This is a genomic window from Kitasatospora gansuensis (genome assembly GCF_014203705.1).
GTDB lineage: Bacteria > Actinomycetota > Actinomycetes > Streptomycetales > Streptomycetaceae > Kitasatospora > Kitasatospora gansuensis.
In genome coordinates, this window is the sequence record NZ_JACHJR010000001.1 from 3321075 (window position 1) to 3338654 (window position 17580).

Sequence of the window (17580 nt, forward strand, 5' to 3'; positions counted from 1 at the left end):
GGTGAGTTGACGGCGGATCGGATGATCGAACTCCTGCTGGACGCGGGGAGTTTCAAGCGCTGGGACCAGCCGGTCCGGTACGACGGGGCGGACCCCTCGTACGCGGCGGCGCTGGCACGGGCCGGCGAGCGGACCGGCCTGGACGAGGCGGTGACCACCGGTCAGGGGCTGCTGGCGGGGCGGCCGGTGGCGGTGGTGGTGTCGGAGTTCGGCTTCCTGGGCGGCTCGATCGGGGTGGCCACGGCCGAGCGGATCACCAGGGCGGTGGAGCGGGCCACCGCCGAGCGGCTGCCGCTGCTGGCCCTGCCGGTCTCCGGTGGCACCCGGATGCAGGAGGGCACCGCGGCCTTCCTCTGCATGGTGCGGATCTCCGCCGCCGTGCTGGCCCATCAGGAGGCCGGGCTGCCGTACCTGACCTATCTGCGGAATCCCACCATGGGCGGGGTGTTCGCCTCCTGGGGCACCCTCGGGCACCTGGTGCTGGCGGAGCCGGGGGCCCGGCTCGGCTTCCTCGGCCCCCGGGCCCACCAGGAGCTGCGCGGTGTGGAGTTGCCCGCCGAGGTCCAGCTCGCCGAGACCCTGGCCGGACGCGGCCTGATCGACGCGGTGGTCCCGCCCGAGCGGCTGGCCGAGGTGGTCGGCCGGGCGCTGGCGGTGCTGTCCGACCCGGCCGGACCGGCTCCCGAGCCCACCCCGGGGTACACCCCGGCACCGGCCGACGCCTGGGAGTCGGTCGGCCGCAGCCGCCTGCCGGGGCGGCCGGGGACGGACGCGGTGCTGGCGGCGGCGGACCCGGGCCGGGTGGAACTGGCCGCCCCGGACCGGGCGTTGGTGCGGGCGCTGGTCCGGTTCGGCGGGCAGCCCGCCGTCCTGGTCGGCCAACGTCCGGGCGCGGAGCGGCCGTTCACCGCCGCCGACCTGCGCGCCGTCCGGCGGACGGCGCGGATCGCCGAGCAGCTCGGACTGCCGCTGGTCACCCTGGTGGACACCACCGGGGCCGAACTCTCCGCGCAGGCCGAACTCGACGGCCTGGCGGTGGAGATCGCCCGCTGCCTGAGCACCCTGGTGGCGCTCCGCACCCCCGTGCTCTCGGTGCTGCTCGGCCAGGGCTCGGGCGGCGGCGCGCTGGCGCTGCTGCCCGCCGATCTGGTGCTCGCGGCCGAACACGGCTGGCTGGCCCCACTGCCCCCCGAGGGCGCCTCGGCGATCATGCACCGGGACGGCGCGCACGCGCCCGAGCTGGCCCGGTCACAGGGGATCGGCGCCGCCGACCTGCGGACGGCCGGCCTGGTGGACCGGATCGTGCCCGAGCGGCCGGACGCCGCCGAGGAGCCGCTCGCCTTCGCCGGCCGGGTGGCCGAGGCGATCGGTGCCGCGCTGGGTGAGCTGACGGACCGTCCGGCCGAGCGGCGACACGCCGACCGGCAGCGGCGCAACCGACGGCTGGGTGGCGCCTGACGCTAATCTTGATCCTGATTTGTCCCTATTTAGATGGATGATCAGATCAGATCTTGAGTCACGTCCGAGCACTCCTGCGCAGCGTCTGGCTTTGGCCCGCCCTGGCCATGCTGCTGGTCGGCCTGCTCCGGGCCACCGGCCCGGAGCTGTGGCGGGACGAGATCTCCAGCTGGAGCGCCGCCACCCGCGACCTGGGCCGGCTGTTCGGGATGCTGGCCAACGTCGACGCCAGCAACGGCGCCTACTACGTCCTGCTGCACTTCTGGACCGAACTGTTCGGCGACTCGGTGCTCAGCCTCCGGCTGCCCTCCGCCCTGGCCATGGCCGGAGCGGCCGCCTGCACCGCGCTCACCGCGCGGCGGCTCTTCGGCAGCCGGACGGCCGGACTCGCCGCCGGGCTGCTGCTGGCCACCGTCCCGCTGGTCTCCCGGTTCGCCCAGGAGGTCCGCGCCTACGCCCTGGTGACCTGCGCGGTGGCAGCAGCCAGTTGGCTGCTGCTCCGCGCGCTGGAGCGGCCGACGGTGGGCCGCTGGGCCCTGTACGCGCTGGCGCTCGCGGTGGCCGGCTGCTGCCACCTGGTCTCGCTGAGCAGCCTGGCCGGCCAACTGGTCCTGGTACTCGCGCACGGCTGGGGCCACCGCCGGGAGCGCGGCGCCGCCCGGGTGCTCTGGCAGTTCCCGCTCGCCGTCCTGGCCGCGCTGCTCCCGACCGTCCCGGTGGCCGTCTACGGCGACCGGCAGTCGGCCCGTCAGCTCGGCTGGCTGCCCACGCCCTCGGTGCACGACCTGCTCTACTTCTGGCACAACCTGCTCTACCCGCCCCGGGAGATGTACGCCTTCGCCGCGCTCGGCCTGCTCGCGCTGCTGCACCCCCGGTTCACCCGGGGCGCGGTGCAGGCGCTGCTGCTGGGCGTCCTGCCGGTGCTGGTGGTCTGGCAGGCCTCGCAGGGCACCGCCTCGTACTTCACCGAGCGCTACCTGCTCTTCACGGTGCCCGCGCTGGCCGCACTGGCGGGCGGTGGCGTCGCCGCCGTGGCCGAGCTGCTCGGCCGTCTGACGACCCGTCCGCTGGCCCTGACCGCCGCGCTGGCGCTGATCGCGGTCCCGCTGGTGCTCGGGGCGCCCCGGCAACTGCAACAGCGCGCACTCCTCGCCCACGCCGACCGGGACTACGCGGGCGCGGCCGCCCTGATAGCGGCGGGCTACCGGCCGGGCGACGGGATCGTCGCGACCGGCGGCGACCAGGCCTGGGCGATGGTCGGCCCCGGCATCTCCTTCTACCTGCCGCGGTCGGTCCGCCCGGCCCCGATGTTCGTCGAGCGGGACGCCACCCGGGCCGACGACCTCTACGCCGTCCCCTGCCCGGTGGCCCAGCCCTGCGTCGGCCACGCACCCCGGACCTGGGTCGTTACGATCGGCACGGGCGAGAACCCCTACGAGGGCCTGCCGGGAGACCAGACCGAGGCCCTGCAGCACGCGTTCGTCCCCACCGCGATCCGGCGCCTGCCGGGTCTGACGGTGTCACTGCTGGTGAGAAAGGCATAGACGTGACCACGGCCGACCAGGAGACCCCCTTCGCCGATCTCGGCGGGGTGCTGGTGATCATTCCGACGTACAACGAGGCGGAGAACGTCGAGCGGATCACCGCCCGGGTCCGGGCGGCCGTTCCCGAGGCGCACATCCTGGTCGCCGACGACAACAGCCCCGACGGTACGGGCGACATCGCCGACAAGCTGGCGGGCGCCGACGACCACCTGCACGTGCTGCACCGCAAGGGCAAGGAAGGGCTGGGCGCGGCCTACCTGGCGGGGTTCCGCTGGGGCCTCGACCGCGGGTACCAGGTGCTGGTGGAGATGGACGCGGACGGCTCCCACCGGCCGGAGGAACTGCCCCGGCTGCTCACCGCGCTGCGCACCGCCGACCTGGTGCTGGGGTCCCGCTGGGTGCCCGGTGGCGAAGTGGTGAACTGGCCGCGCTCGCGGCTGCTGCTCTCCCGGGGCGGCTCGCTGTACTCCCGGCTGATGCTGGACGTGCCGATCCGGGACGTGACGGGCGGCTACCGGGCGTTCCGGCGGGAGACGCTGGAAGGGCTCGGGATGGAGCACGTCGCCTCGGCCGGCTACTGCTTCCAGGTCGACCTGGCCTGGCGCACCGTCAAGGCCGGCTACAAGGTGGCGGAGGTGCCGATCACCTTCGTGGAGCGCGAGCTGGGCGCCTCGAAGATGAGCCGCAGCATCGTCGTGGAAGCCCTCTGGCGGGTCACCGCCTGGGGCGTCACCGCCCGGGTCGACAAGCTGCTGGGCAGGTAACTGCCCGTCAGGCCCCGCGTGCGGGGCCGCTGCTCCCGGGTGAGGATGGAGCCCCCAGGCCCACTCCGGAGGTTCGCGTGACAGAGTCGCTGACTCGGGCTCGGCAGGAGCCCGGCCGGTGGGCCCGCGTGAAGAGCAGGATCGCCGCCCTGACCACCACCGCGAAGGGCGTGCCCGACCGGGTGCCGATCGTCGGCCGGGCCGTCGGGCAACTCGTCCGGGTCAACCTGCTGGACAGCGCGACCCGGCTGGCCGCCCAGGCCTTCCTCAGTGCCCTGCCCGCCCTCTTCGTGGTCGCCGTGTTCGCCCCGGCGGCCGTCCGGGAGAACGTGGTCAGCTCACTCCGGGACCAGCTCGGCATCGAGGGCGAGGCCCAACAACAGGTCCAGCAACTGATGTCGGCCGGCCACGACGACGTGGCCCAGAGCTTCGGCCTGATCGGCGCCCTGGTCACCCTGCTCTCCGCGACCGCACTCAGCCGGGCCATGCAACGGGTCTGCGAACGCTGCTGGGAGCTGCCCAAGTCCGGTACCAGGGTGGCCGCCTGGCGTTGGCTCGCCTGGCTGGCGGTCTGGCTGGTCGTGCTGGTCTGCCAGGTCCCCGTACGCGACGGCTTCGGCGCCGGGGCCTGGCTGGGGCTGCCGCTCTTCATGCTGCTCGCCACCGCCCTCTGGTGGTGGACCCAGCACCTGCTGCTCGGCAACCGGGTCCGCTGGTACCCGCTGCTCCCCGGCGCCCTGCTCGCCGGCGCCGCCATGACCGGCCTCGGCATCGCCGCCCAGGTCTACCTGCCCGGCGCCGTCTCCCGCAGCATCACCAAGTTCGGCCCGTACGGCGTGGTCTTCACCTCGCTGTCCTGGCTGATCGTGCTCTTCACCGCCGTCACCCTGGCCATCGCCCTGGGCCGCGTCGTAGCGGAAGAACCGCTCGTCGCCCGCCACCTCGAGGCGTGGGGCAAACGGGACTGAAGGCACACGCATCGGCAGACAGGGGCTCGGGGAACTGCGACGCCGACCTCAAAAAAGGTGATCCGTGCGTAGCGGGTCAGGCACTTTCGCAGTGACCCGCACGCCAGATCTCCTCGCAGTTCCCCGAGCCCCTGGACAGTGCAACCTTGGGCTCTGCCTACATGATGCGCAGAAGGCGCGACATGATCGACGGCGGCGCCAAGTCCGACTGCAGGGTCACCGGTACCTCGACCTTGCCCTCGCCCTCACCTGCCGCGATGGTCCCGACCGGGGTGCCCGCCTTGACGGTGTGGCCGAGCTGTTCGGCCTTCATGGTGAGCTGGGCGGTGATCCCGGACCAGCCCGCGACCGTCAGGTCCTTGGTGGCGACCACCGGCACCTGCCCGCCGAGCCCGTCGTCCACGTACCCGACGACCTGGCCCTGCTTGGCGAGGGTCTGGCCGGTCAGGCCGTCCTGTGCGGCGGTGATGATCTTCTGGCTGACCGTCTGGGCGGCCTTCAGCAGGTTGTCCACGCCGGCCGGCTGCCCCAGCGTGACGCCGAGGATCATCCGCTTGGTGCCGCCGATCTCCTTGACCGCCGCCCACATCAGGCAGGAGCCCGCGGGGGTGCTGGAGCCGGTCTTGATGCCGATCACGCCGTTCTTGGCGGAGAGCAGCCCGTTGGTGTTGTAGATCCGCTGGCCGTTGAAGGTCATGTCCGGGGTGGCGACCACCTGGCGGAACACGTCGTCCTGCATCACCTGTCCGGCCAGCTTGAGCTGGTCCTTGGCGGTGCTCTTGGTGTCGTTGTTGTACCCGGCCGGGTCCGCGTACGTGGTGTTGGTCATGCCGAGCGCCTTGGCCTCGTCGTTCATCTTCTTGACGAACTCCGCCTCGGAGCCGGAGTCCCAGCGGGCCAGCAGGCGGGCGACGTTGTTGGCCGAGGGCAGCATCAGCAGTTCGAGCGCCTCGAACTCGGAGAGCTTCTGACCCTCGGTGAGCTGCGCGCGGGACTCGTCCACGTTGCTGGACTCGGCGGCGGCCTGCTTGTCCACCGTGATGACCGGGCCGGGCTCGCCCTTCTTCAGCGGGTGCGCCCGGAGGATCAGGTGAGCGTTCATCACCTTGGTGACGCTGGCGATCGGTGCGGGGGTCTCCGGGCCCGAGCTGCCGAGGCTGCCGACCCCGACCACCTCGGCGGCGGCCTGGCCCTTGGCCGGCCAGGGCAGGGTGAGCGGGCTGCCGGTGAAGGTGTACGAGCCGGCCAGCGAGAGCTTGACCTTGGGGTCGGGCAGCGGGCGGAGCAGCTGGGCGGCCACGACCGCGCCGATCACCACGGCGACGAACAGGCTCCAGACGGTGACCCGCTTGACGCCCCGTCGGAACGGCGAGACCGGACGGGCGGAGAGGGCTGCCAGCACCTCCATCGCCTCGGAGGTGGTCTCGGGCATCGGCAGCGGGGCCGGCGGCTCCTCAGCCGGCAGGGCGGCGGGCTCGGGGACCGTCCAGACCTGCACCGGCGGCTTCGCGAGCTTCACCGGCCCGGCCTCCGCCACGGCCTCGGGAGCCTCGGCCTCGACCTCGGCCACCTCCGCAACCTCGACCTCGGCCACCTCCGCAGCCTCGACCTCGACCTCGGGCTCGACCTCGCTCCCAGCCACGTCCGCCTCGTCCTTGGCGTCCCGAACCGCGAGACGGGGATCGACCGCCCTGGGCTCCTCGACCGGCTCCGCCGACTCCGCCTCCGGCTTGTCCGGGCTGGTCACAGCCTCGGCCTCGGCCTCCTCGGGCAGCTTGAGCATGGTGGTCGCGTTGTCCACCGGCAGCCTCAGCATGGTGGTCCGGCTGTCCACATCACGGACCCTCAGCTGGACTGTGGAGCTCGATCCGGTCCCGGCCGAGTCGGCCGACAGCTCCTCCTCGCCTTCCCCGTCGCGTCGCACCTTGTCGGGGGACTCGCCCACGTGATCCAACCTCCTCGTCCGCCGTACCGGCCGAACTCGATTTCCATTCGCCGGTTAGCTGTCCAGTCTCCGGCACCGACGGCCGTAACGGCCGTCACACCCCGCCCGACCGGCCACTATTCGGCCGAACCGGCCTCCGTCGGGGCTCTCCCCGCCACAGACGCGGGGCCCGTAGGGGGCGGTTCCAGCCCCCACCGCTAGGTCACGATTCGGAGGCGTACTCGACAAGCCGCTGTGAGAGGCGTCACTCTGTCATTCATCCACGCGGGGAGGCTTGGATGGGCAAGAGCCGCAGAACTATTCCCGAGGAACTCCTGTTGCTCGCCTTGGACCCGACCACGGGCACCACGGCGCAGCCGCAGACCCTCGACCTCGGACTCGCCGGGGCACAGCTCGTCGAGCTGTCCTTGGCCGGAAGGATCGTCCCTGACGGGGACCGGATCGCCGTGGTGATGCCACGACCGACCGGTGACCCGACGTTGGACCACGCGCTGGAACTGCTGCGCCGTCGCGGCAGCCCGGTGCGGGCCGCGCACTGGATCGGCGGGCCCCGACTGGGGCTCCGGCAGACCTACCTGGCGCACCTGGAAAGGTGCGGCATGGTGACCGCCGTGCCGGGCCAGGTGTGCGGTGTGCTTCCGACGACGCGGTACCAGGCGTCCGACGACTGCACCAATGCCGCGATCAAGCAGCGGCTGGACACGGCGATCCGCACGGGCGTCCCGCCGGACCCCCGAACGGCCGCACTGGCCGCGCTGGCGCATGCCGTCGGCCTGGGCAAGCACCTCTACCCGGGCAACGAGGGCAGATCCTCGCGGTCCCGACTGCGCGACCTGATCAGGTACGACCCGCTGGGCGGCATGGTGGCGCACGCGGTGATGGACGTTCAGAACGGGCTGCCCAACCAGGCCCGTGGTCCGGCGACGGCTGCCGGACCGAGCAGGCCGGCTCCGGCCGGACGGCCGGCGCCGAGCCGGCCGACCGCGGGCGGCAACGGCCACGGGATGGCCAGCCGGGCGGTAGCCCGCTGAACGGAGCGCGCGGCGGACCGTGCGCGCCGGTGATCGGAAAGACCCTTTCGGGGCGGTCGGGACTGGCAGTCAACTGCCGGTCCCGACCGCCCCGTTGGCATTTCCGGGCGCCGGACTCCTATAGCGGTTCCGGCGCCGGGGCGCAAGGGCCGTAATCCCGATTGAGTGGTTTTCCGATGGTCTGTTCTAGTGCGCTCCTGCGATTCCCCCGCGCCGTACTGAGCCAAGATGGCATGCTGCTCCAAGTCAGGGGGGTTGGTACCAATTTCCACAGTCTTCCGAGGCGCGCCGCTCTCCGGTGCGTCAGAGGTCCGGCCGGAGGTCGATGTGTCCGCCAACATCAATCCGACAGTTCGGCGACGCAGACTCGGCGCCGAACTGCGGCGTCTGCGTGAACTGAAGGGGATGACCGCCGAGGAGGTGGCCGGCCGTCTGATGGTCTCCCAGTCGAAGATCAGTCGACTGGAGAACGGCCGCCGCTCGATCAGCCAACGGGACGTCCGGGATCTCTGCGACGTCTACGAGGTCAGCGACGAGCGGGTCAGGGCCGGGCTGATGGAGATGGCCAGGGAGTCCCGTCAGCGCGGCTGGTGGCACGAGTTCGGCGACATCCCGTACAGCGTCTACATCGGCCTGGAGGCCGAGGCGAGTTCGATCCGAGCCTACGAGTCCTCCTTCGTCCCCGGTCTGCTGCAGACCAGGGACTACGCGGAGGCGGTGGTCGAGGGCACCCAGCCGGACACCGACGTGAGCGCCATCAAGCGACGGGTGGACGTCCGGCTGAAGCGGCAGAGCCGGATATACGGCGAGGACCAGCTCGGCAGTCTCTGGGTGGTGATAGACGAGGCGGTGCTGATCCGGGTGGTCGGCGGCCCGCGGGTGATGGCCGATCAGCTGCTGGAGCTGAGCGAGCGGCCGAACATCAACCTGCAGGTGATCCCGTTCCGGCACGGCGCCCATCCCGGCATGACCGGGACATTCTCCCTGATGGAGTTCCCGGAGTCGGCGGATTCGACCGTCGTCTACTTCGAAGGAGTGACGAGCGACCTCTACCTGGAGAAGGAGGCCGACGTCCGCCGCTATACCAATCTGTACGACCACCTGCGGGCCGCAGCGCTCAGCGTCGCGGAGAGCCGGTCATTGATTCACACCTATGCAGAGGGGTTCAAGAGATGAGCACGAAGTCGACCAGCAACCTGACCTGGCGCAAGAGCAGCCACAGCGGTGGCAACGGCGCCTGTGTCGAGATCGCCGTCCCGAGCAGCGCCACCATCGCCGTCCGTGACTCCAAGGACCCCGAGGGCCCCCAGCTGCACTTCAGCAAGGAGGCGTGGGCCGCGTTCGCCACCGCCACCGCGACCGGTGCCTTCGGCGAGATCTGAGACCCCGCCGCTCCGGGGAGCGGGCCACAGGCGACCAGCCTGCGGCCCGCTCCGCCGCTTCTCCGGGCCCTTCGGCGGCTACTTCACCGGGTAGCGCTCCGACCAGGCGGGGCCGCGCAGTTCGGGCCCGTGCAGCAGCTCCAGCACGAAGTCGTCGGCCAGCTCCAGCATCGTCCCCCGGCCCTCCAGCTCGGCCAGCAGCTCGGGCGGCAGCGCCGTCTCGCCGTGCAGCGCGCCGAGCAGACTCCCGCAGACCACCCCGGTCGAGTCGCTGTCACCGGAGTGGTTGACCGCCAGCAGCAGGCCGGACTTCACGTCGTGCGCGACCAGCGCGCAGTAGACCCCGATCGCCAACGCCTCCTCGGCGACCCAGCCCTGGCCCAGCTCCTCGACCCGCTCGGCCGAGGGCTCCCCCGCCCGGACCGCGTCCAGCGCCTTGCGCAGCGCCGTGGTGGTCTCCTCGTGGCCCGGGTGGTCGGAGAGGGTGGCCAGCGCCAGGTGGACGCCCTCCTCCAGGGTGCCGCCCCTGGCCACCGTGTGCACGATCACCGCGAAGGCACCGGCCGACAGGTAGCCGGTCGGATGACCGTGCGTCAACACCGAGCACTCGACCGCCAGTTGGAAGACCAGTCCCGGTTCCCAGGCGGTCAGCAGCCCGAACGGCGCGGCCCGCATCACGGTGCCGCACCCCTTCGACTCCGGGTTGCGCGGCGCCTCCAGCGTGCCGGGCCGCTCCGCGTCCGGGCCGGTCAGCCCGGAGAGGCAGGCCTGTCCGGGGGCCCGCTGGGCGTACAGCCACTCCTGCCGCCCGAGCCAGCCCAGATCGCCCTTGCGCTCGTCCGGGCCCCAGTCGTACTGGGTCGCCGCCCAGCGCAGATAGGCGTGGTGCACGTCGGTCGGCGGGTGCCAACTCCCGCCGTCCCGTTGGACATGAGCCCGGATCAGACCGTCCAGCGTGAACAGCGTCATCTGGGTGTCGTCGGTGACGCTGCCCGCCCTGCCGTACGCGGGGACGTAACCGGTCACCCCGGCCGGACCGTGCGCGGCGCGGATGCTCTCCAGCGACTCGAACTCGATGCCGGCGCCGAGCGCGTCACCGATCGCCCCGCCGAGCAGACAGCCCCGCACCCTGCTGCGGAAGTCCTGCTGCTGCGCGCGTGACCACAGTGGCATCAACGGACGGCACCTTTCCTCGGGTACGGGAGCCGCGCAGCGCCCGGCGCGGGCCGGGCTGGAGCGCATCCGCACTGTATTCGAATACCGCTCCGATTTGGACCTCCGGCCGCGAACACCAGCTCGTCAACAAATTGTTGCCGTCGCGCCACCCGGCGGCCACGCCGCAACGGCCCGGGGTTCCTAACGTCCGCACCATGACCACCTCCCCCTCGCGTCTCGCCCTCGCCGCGGCCCTCACCGGCGCCCTCACCCTCGGCTCCGGCGCGCTCGCCACCGGGACCGCGCTGGCCGACTCCCCCGCCCGGTCCGCGCAGCAGTCCGCCCACCGCATCCCGTTCACCGCCGCCACCGTGACCCAGCAGGCCGACGGCTCCTTCCGGCTCGACTGGACCGCTCCCGGCACCCGCAAGGTCACCGTGTACGCCGGCACCGACCGGGACGGCATCCGGCACCGCACCCCCGTCGCCCGCGGCACCGGCTCGGCCACCGTCGCCGTCACCGGACTGGCCGCCGCCGACCGCTGGTTCTTCGAGCTGGTCCCGGACCGCGGCGAGTCGCTGACCGTCGCCGACCGCTCGCTGCACCTCGCCTCCGCCCCCAACTTCCGTGACGCGGGCGGCTACCGCACCGCCGACGGCCACTGGGTGAAGATGGGCGAGGTCTACCGCTCGGACGACCTCAGCAAGCTGACCGACGCCGACCTGGCCAAGCTCCAGCGCCTGGGCATCCGGCAGATCTTCGACCTGCGCACCCCCGCCGAGCAGAAGACCGCCCCCGACCGCGTCCCGGCCGGCGCGACGGTGGTGAACGCCAACGTGCTCGGGGTCGCCGACACCGGCGCCTTCAACGTCACCTCGCCCGCCGCAGCCGTGCAGGCGATGATCGACGCCGAGCGGGTGATGGTCTCCGCCGAGAGCGCCAAGTCCGCCTACCGGGGCGTACTCCGGGCCGCCGACGACCGGCACGCGATCCTGTTCCACTGCACCGCCGGCAAGGACCGCACCGGCTGGGCGAACGCCGCACTGCTCACCGCGCTCGGCGTCCCGCGCAGCACGGTCGACGCCGACTACCTGGCCAGCAACGACTACCGCGCGGCGGCCAACGGGGCGATCCTGTCGCACCTGCCGGCTCCGTACCAGGCGATCTACAAGCCGCTGCTGGACGTCCGTCCGGAGTACCTGAACGCCGGCTTCGACGAGGTCCAGGCCAAGTACGGCACCTTCGACCACTACCTCAAGGACGGGCTCGGCATCGACACCCACCACCTGCGGAGCCGTCTCCTCGCTGGTTGAGTTGCACTATCCAGGGGCTCGGGGAACGGCGAGGAGATCTGGCGTGCGGGTCACTGCGAAAGTGCCTGACCCGCTACGCATCGATCACCTTGCACGAGGTCGGCGTCGCAGTTCCCCGAGCCCCTGGCGTGTGCCATCTACTCCAGGACGGGAAGCAGTTGCGGCAGGTGCCCGTCCGAGGCCAGCGCAGCGGCCCTGCGTTCGGGGGTGACCTCGCCGTAGGTGGTGGTGCGTTGGCGGTGGGGGCGGCCCGCGGCTTCGGCGATGGCTTCGAGGTCGCGGACGGACTTGTAGCTGCCGTACGCGGAGCCGGCCATCCGGGAGATGGTCTCCTCCATCAGGGTGCCGCCCAGGTCGTTCGCGCCGGAGCGGAGCATCTCGGCCGCCCCGTCGGCGCCGAGCTTCACCCAGCTGGTCTGGATGTTGGGGATGTGCGGGTGCAGCAGCAGCCGGGCCATCGCCATCACCGCGCGGTTGTCCCGCATGGTGGGGCCAGGACGGGCGATCCCGGCCAGGTAGACCGGGGCGTTGGTGTGGATGAACGGCAGCGTGACGAACTCGGTGAAGCCGCCGGTCCGTTGCTGGATCTCCGCGAGCAGCCGCAGGTGGCCCAGCCAGTGCTGCGGCCCGTCCACGTGCCCGTACATCATGGTGGAGGACGAGCGGATGCCCAACTCATGGGCGGTGGTGACCACTTCGACCCAGGTGGCGGCGGGCAGCTTGCCCTTGGTGAGCACCCAGCGGACCTCGTCGTCGAGGATCTCGGCCGCCGTGCCGGGGATCGTGTCGAGCCCGGACGCCTTGGCCTCGGCCAGCCAGTCCCGGATCGAAAGGCCGGTCCTGGTGGCCCCGTTGACCACCTCCATCGGGGAGAAGGCGTGCACGTGCATGCCGGGCACCCGGGCCTTCACCGCCCGGGCGATGTCGAAGTACGCGGTGCCCGGCAGGTCGGGGTGGATGCCGCCCTGCATGCAGACCTCGGTGGCCCCGACCTCCCAGGCCTGCTCGGCCCGGTCGGCGACCTGGTCCAGCGAGAGGGTGTACGCGTCGGCGTCGGTGCGGCGCTGGGCGAAGGCGCAGAACCGGCAGCCGGTGTAGCAGACGTTGGTGAAGTTGATGTTCCGGGTCACGCAGTACGTGACCTCCTCGCCCACGGTGTCCCGGCGGACCGCGTCGGCGATGCCGCAGAGCGCGTCCAGCGCGGGGCCTTCGGCCTGGAACAGGGCCAGCGCCTGAGCGTCCGTCAGCCGGGTCGGGTCGTCCGCCGCGACGGACAGGGCCTCCCGCAGGTCGCCGCCGAGCCGCTCCGGCGCGGTGGAGCCCACCTGGGCCCGGAGTTCCGCCCAGTCGCCGTAGACCTCCTCGAAGTCGGCCCGCCGGTCGCCGGTCCGGCCCGTGGTGTCGATCTCCACGTGCAGGTCGGTGCGCCCCGAGGCGGCGGGCAGGTCCTCCGGCTCCTGCCAGGGCAGGCCGACCGGCATCGCGTCCTCCCGGGCCAGCCCGGTGGAGGGGTCGGCCAGCGCCCGGACGTGCGGCAGGATCCGCGGGTCCAGCCACGGTTCGCCGCGCAGCAGGTACTCCGGATACACCGTCAGCCGCTCGCGCAGCGCGAAGCCCTGGGCGGCCGTCCGGGCGGCCAGCTCCTCGATCTGCGGCCAGGGGCGCTCGGGGTTGACGTGATCCGGCGTCAGCGGGGAGACGCCGCCCCAGTCGTCGATGCCGGCGCCGATGATCAGCGGGTACTGCTCGTCGACCAGGTTCGGCGGCGCCTGGATCCGGGCGGACGGGCCGAGCACCACCCGGGCGACCGCGATCGCGGCGGCCAGCTCCTCCAGTTCGGCGTCCGGCATACCCCGCATCGCGGTGTCCGGCTTGGCCCGGAAGTTCTGCACGATCACCTCCTGCACGCCGTGGTAGCGGCGGGCGGTGCGGCGGATCGCGAACAGCGCGTCGGCGCGCTCCTCGTAGGTCTCCCCGATGCCGATCAGCACCCCGGTGGTGAACGGCACCGCGCTGCGGCCGGCGTCCTCCAGCACCCGCAGCCGGACGGCCGGCTCCTTGTCCGGCGAGCCGTGGTGCGGGCCGCCGGGCTCGGACCAGAGCCGGGTCGCGGTGGTCTCCAGCATCATGCCCATCGAGGGGGCGACCGGCTTGAGCCGCTGGAAGTCGGTCCAGCTCAGCACCCCGGGGTTGAGGTGCGGCAGCAGCCCGGTCTCCTCCAGCACCCGGATCGACATCGCCCGGACGTACGAGAGGGTGTCGTCGTACCCGTGCGCGTCCAGCCACTCGCGGGCCTCCGGCCAGCGGTCCTCGGGGCGGTCGCCGAGCGTGAACAGCGCCTCCTTGCAGCCCAGCGCCGCGCCCTGACGGGCGATCTCCAGCACCTCGTCGGGCGACAGGTAGAGGCCGTGGCCGTCCTTGCGGAGCTTGCCGGGCACGGTGACGAAGGTGCAGTAGTGGCAGCGGTCCCGGCAGAGCCGGGTGAGCGGGATGAAGACCTTCTTCGAGTACGTGATGACCCCGGGCCGCCCGGCCTCGGCCAGTCCGGCGTCCCGGATCCGGGCCGCCGTGGCGCAGAGATCCGCCAGGTCGCCGCCCCGGGCCCGGAGCAGCACCGCGGCCTCGGCCACGTCCAGCGCCACCCCGTCCCTGGCCCGGCGGAGCGCGCGCCGCATCGAGTTGGCGGTCGGTGCGGGCGGCTGGTCCTCCGTAGCGTTCATGGGGCGACGATACCCAGGGGTTCGTCCATTGGGATGACGCAACCCTGATGTGGGCTCAGGGTCGGCTGCGCCGCTGGTCGTACGGGCGTCCCGCCCTGTGGGGCGATGCCGGGGAACCCGCCGCGGGCTCTAATGGTTGTGCAGAGCAGGACATCTGACGACGACAGGGGTAGAAGTCATGGTGGACCAAGTGCGGCCGTACCGATCCCGACGGCGCACCACCGCCCGGGTCCTGGTCCCGGTCGGCGTGGTGGCGCTGACCGCGGCCGGGATCGGCCTGGTGCCGGCGATGGCGGGCGACTCGGGGCCCTCGCTGCCCGCCCTGACGGCGGAGCAGGTGGTGGCCAAGGCGCTCGGCTCCGACACCGAGTCGCTCTCGGGCACCGTGAAGGTCAAGGCCGACCTCGGGGTGCCGGCCCAGCTGCTCGGCGGCGCGCTGCCCAGCGGTGCCGGCGGCGGCCACAACGGCGGCGGTGACCGGGGCGGCTCGCAGGCCGCCCCCGAGGCCAAGCTGCTCGAACTCCTCGGCGGCGAGCACACCCTGCAGGTCGCGGTGGACGGTCCGGACCGCCAGCGGATCGGGCTGATCGGCGGTCTGTCCGGCTACGAGCTGGTGCACAACGGCAGCGAGCTGTGGGCCTGGGACAGCAAGAGCAACGACGCGGTCCACCTGACCGGCCCGGCGGCGGCCGCCGCCCAGCGTCCGAAGACGCCGCTGCCGGTCACCCCGCAGGACGCGGCCCGCCGGTTCCTCGCGCTGGGCGCGGACTCCACCTCCGTGGTGGTGGACGGCACCGCCGAGGTGGCCGGACAGAAGGCGTACCAGCTGAGCCTGAAGCCCAAGCAGAGCGGCTCGACGATCGCCGAGGTGCGGATCGCGGTGGCCGCCGACAACGGCGTGCCGCTGGCGGTGCTGGTCCGGTCGACCGACGGCTCCAAGGTGCTGGACGTGCACTTCAGCCAGGTCTCGTTCGCCAAGCCGAGTGCCTCGACCTTCGCCTTCAGCGCGCCCAAGGGCGCGAAGGTGACGGAGCGTCGGGCCGACGCCGCCGAGGCCGCCGAGGTCCCCGCCGCCGGGCGCACCCTGCCCGACGCCGCAGCGCACAACGCGAGCGGCCTCGACCTGGTCGGCCAGGGCTGGGCCACCGTGCTCACCGCCAAGCTGCCCGAGGGCGAGGCCGGCGGCTTCGCCAAGGCGCTCGGCAAGCGGGTCGGCGGCGGCACCCTGATCGGCACCAAGGTGCTGAACGTCCTGATCACCGACGACGGCCGGGTGTTCGCCGGCGCGGTCACCCCGCAGGTGCTGCAGAGCGCGGCCGGGGTGAAGTGAGTGGCTCTGCTCGAGCAGTCGGACGGCCGGGCGGCCACCAGCCGCCCGGCCGCTCCGGCGGACGTGATCCGCACCAGCGGTCTGACCAAGCGGTTCCGCGGCGGCCAGCTCGCGGTGGACAACCTGGATCTGACGGTGCCCCGGGGGACGGTCTTCGGCTTCCTCGGCCCGAACGGCTCCGGCAAGACCACCACCATCCGGATGCTGATGGGCCTGATCGCCCCCACCGCGGGCCTGGCCACCGTGCTCGGTGAGCCGATGCCCGGCGGGGTGTCCTCGGTGCTGCCCCGGGTCGGCGCCCTGATCGAGGGCCCGGCCCTGTACGGCTTCCTGTCCGGCCGGGACAACCTGGCCCGGATCGACGCGGCCGACCCCACCGCCGACCCGCGCACCCGGTCCCGCCGGGTGGACGAGGCGCTCGACCGGGTCGGCCTGACCGCCGCGGCGGGCAAGAAGGCCCGGGCCTACTCGCTCGGCATGAAACAGCGGCTCGGGCTGGCCTCGGCCCTCCTCCGGCCGCGCGAGCTGCTGGTGCTGGACGAGCCCACCAACGGCCTGGACCCGCAGGGCATGCGGGAGATCCGCGCCCTGATCCGGGAGGTCGCGGCCGACGGCACCACCGTCTTCCTCTCCTCCCACCTGCTCGACGAGATCGAGCACGTCTGCACCCACGCCGCCGTGATGGCCAAGGGCCGCCTGCTGGTGCAGGGCACGGTGGCCGAGCTGGCCGCCCGCGCCTCGGGCCGCCTGGTGGTCCGTACGCCCGACGTCGCGCTGGCCGCCAAGGTGCTGACCGGCCGTCAGGTCGCCGACCTGACGAGCGAGGAGGACCGGGTCTCCGGCACCCCGCTGGGCGACCTGGAACTGCCCGAGCTCTGCGCCGCCCTGGTCGAGGCCGGGGTCCGGGTGCACGGCTTCGGCGTGGAGCGCGGCACACTCGAGGACGCCTTCGTGGCACTGACCGGGGAGGGTTTCGATGTCGCTGGTTGAGACGCGGCCGGCCGCCGTGGCGACCGTACGGGGTTCACTGTCGCTGTTCCGCAGCGAGCTGGGGCTGACCTTCCGCCGGGCCAGGACGATCACCCTGCTCGGCATCCTGGCCGCCCTGCCGGTGCTGATCGGGGTGGTGATCAAGTCCCAGACGGACGGCTCCGGGGGCGGTCCCGCGTTCATCGCCCAGGTGAGCCAGAACGGCCTGTTCCTGGTCTTCACCGCCCTGGCCGTCACGCTGCCGATCTTCCTGCCGATGACGGTGGGCGTGGTCGCCGGGGACTCGATCGCCGGCGAAGCCGCCTCCGGCACCCTGCGCTACCTGCTGGTCGCCCCGGCCGGGCGGACCAGGCTGCTGATCGCCAAGTTCGCGGCCGGGATGGCCTTCTGTCTGGCCGCCACCCTGACCGTGGCCGTCTCCGCCCTGGCCACCGGCGTCTCGCTGTTCCCGCTCGGCGAGGTCACCCTGCTCTCCGGCGACACCGTCGGCCCCGGTACGGCGCTGGTCCGCGCGGTGCTGATCGCCCTGGTGGTCGCCGCCTCGCTGGGCGGGCTGGTCGCGATCGGCCTGTTCGTCTCCACCCTGACGGGCAGTGGGATCGCCGCCATGGCCACCACGGTGGTGCTGGTGATCACCGTGCAGATCCTGGACAGCTTCCCCCAGCTGCACGCCATCCAGCCCTACCTGTTCACCCACCACTGGCTCAGCTTCGGCGACCTGCTCCGACAGCCGATCTACTGGGACAACGTCCTGCAGAACCTCGGCCTCCAGGCCGTCTACGTAGCCGTCTTCGGCTCCGCCGCCTGGGCCCGCTTCACGTCTCGCGACATCACGGCCTGAACCCTTTTCTCAGGGCGGTCGGTTGCACTATCCAGGGGCTCGGGGAACTGCGAGGAGGTCTGGCGCTCGGGTCACTGCGAAAGTGCCTGGCCACCTACGCACGATCACCTTGCAAGGGTCGGCGTCGCAGTTCCCCGAG

General features: G+C 72.5%; 14 protein-coding genes. 11 read left to right on the forward strand and 3 right to left on the reverse strand.

Translation table 11 applies throughout. From position 1 onward, the window contains the following. Positions 1–21 precede the first annotated feature (21 nt). From F4556_RS14510 to F4556_RS14525, 4 genes are all read left to right on the forward strand, one after another. Positions 22–1458 carry a carboxyl transferase domain-containing protein gene (locus F4556_RS14510; protein WP_246511020.1) on the forward strand — a complete coding sequence of 479 codons (1437 nt, stop codon included), beginning with the start codon at positions 22–24 and terminating at the stop codon, positions 1456–1458. Positions 1459–1511: 53 nt separating this feature from the next. After that, a complete protein-coding gene (locus F4556_RS14515; RefSeq protein ID WP_184915231.1) occupies positions 1512–3002 on the forward strand; it encodes a glycosyltransferase family 39 protein in 1491 nt (496 codons plus the stop codon). 2 nt (positions 3003–3004) lie between these two features. Continuing rightward, positions 3005–3766: a polyprenol monophosphomannose synthase gene (locus F4556_RS14520; RefSeq protein WP_313068305.1), complete on the forward strand. Its 762-nt coding sequence runs from the start codon at positions 3005–3007 to the stop codon at positions 3764–3766. A gap of 128 nt (positions 3767–3894) precedes the next feature. Then, positions 3895–4734 (forward strand): YhjD/YihY/BrkB family envelope integrity protein, encoded by an 840-nt coding sequence (locus F4556_RS14525; RefSeq protein ID WP_313068306.1) that lies wholly within the window; start codon positions 3895–3897, stop codon positions 4732–4734. Positions 4735–4891: 157 nt separating this feature from the next. Here F4556_RS14525 and F4556_RS38180 read toward each other — a convergent pair whose 3' ends face one another. Beyond that, positions 4892–6679: a D-alanyl-D-alanine carboxypeptidase family protein gene (locus tag F4556_RS38180; protein ID WP_184915237.1), complete on the reverse strand. Its 1788-nt coding sequence runs from the start codon at positions 6677–6679 to the stop codon at positions 4892–4894. A gap of 278 nt (positions 6680–6957) precedes the next feature. Here F4556_RS38180 and F4556_RS14535 point away from each other — a divergent pair, with 278 nt between their 5' ends. The 3 genes from F4556_RS14535 to F4556_RS14545 all read left to right on the forward strand — a co-directional run bounded on the left by F4556_RS14535 (position 6958) and on the right by F4556_RS14545 (position 9092). After that, positions 6958–7710 (forward strand): GOLPH3/VPS74 family protein, encoded by a 753-nt coding sequence (locus F4556_RS14535; RefSeq protein WP_184915240.1) that lies wholly within the window; start codon positions 6958–6960, stop codon positions 7708–7710. Between the two features lie 327 nt (positions 7711–8037). Beyond that, the gene (locus tag F4556_RS14540; protein ID WP_184915243.1) at positions 8038–8886 is read left to right on the forward strand and encodes a helix-turn-helix domain-containing protein; all 849 of its coding nucleotides are present in this window, start codon (positions 8038–8040) and stop codon (positions 8884–8886) included. Beyond that, a complete protein-coding gene (locus F4556_RS14545) occupies positions 8883–9092 on the forward strand; it encodes a DUF397 domain-containing protein (RefSeq protein ID WP_184915246.1) in 210 nt (69 codons plus the stop codon). The genes F4556_RS14540 and F4556_RS14545 overlap by 4 nt, the downstream gene beginning before the upstream one ends. Positions 9093–9170: 78 nt before the next feature. On the opposite strand, the gene F4556_RS14550 is transcribed toward F4556_RS14545, so the two are convergent. Further along, a complete protein-coding gene (locus F4556_RS14550) occupies positions 9171–10265 on the reverse strand; it encodes an ADP-ribosylglycohydrolase family protein (protein ID WP_184915249.1) in 1095 nt (364 codons plus the stop codon). A gap of 197 nt (positions 10266–10462) precedes the next feature. On the opposite strand from F4556_RS14550, the gene F4556_RS14555 reads away from it, so the two are divergent. Continuing rightward, positions 10463–11560 (forward strand): tyrosine-protein phosphatase, encoded by a 1098-nt coding sequence (locus F4556_RS14555; RefSeq protein WP_184915252.1) that lies wholly within the window; start codon positions 10463–10465, stop codon positions 11558–11560. 137 nt (positions 11561–11697) lie between these two features. Here the strand turns inward: F4556_RS14555 and F4556_RS14560 are convergent, their stop codons facing one another. Further along, positions 11698–14280 carry a bifunctional FO biosynthesis protein CofGH gene (locus tag F4556_RS14560; RefSeq protein ID WP_184915255.1) on the reverse strand — a complete coding sequence of 861 codons (2583 nt, stop codon included), beginning with the start codon at positions 14278–14280 and terminating at the stop codon, positions 11698–11700. A gap of 178 nt (positions 14281–14458) precedes the next feature. Here F4556_RS14560 and F4556_RS14565 point away from each other — a divergent pair, with 178 nt between their 5' ends. The 3 genes from F4556_RS14565 to F4556_RS14575 are packed head-to-tail and all read left to right on the forward strand — an operon-like array spanning position 14459 to position 17441. Beyond that, positions 14459–15610 carry a LolA family protein gene (locus F4556_RS14565; RefSeq protein ID WP_184915258.1) on the forward strand — a complete coding sequence of 384 codons (1152 nt, stop codon included), beginning with the start codon at positions 14459–14461 and terminating at the stop codon, positions 15608–15610. 6 nt (positions 15611–15616) lie between these two features. Then, complete coding sequence (locus tag F4556_RS14570; protein WP_221504203.1) at positions 15617–16600, forward strand: ABC transporter ATP-binding protein; 984 nt, start codon at positions 15617–15619, stop codon at positions 16598–16600. After that, complete coding sequence (locus F4556_RS14575; protein WP_184915263.1) at positions 16587–17441, forward strand: ABC transporter permease; 855 nt, start codon at positions 16587–16589, stop codon at positions 17439–17441. The genes F4556_RS14570 and F4556_RS14575 overlap by 14 nt, the downstream gene beginning before the upstream one ends. Positions 17442–17580: the final 139 nt, after the last annotated feature.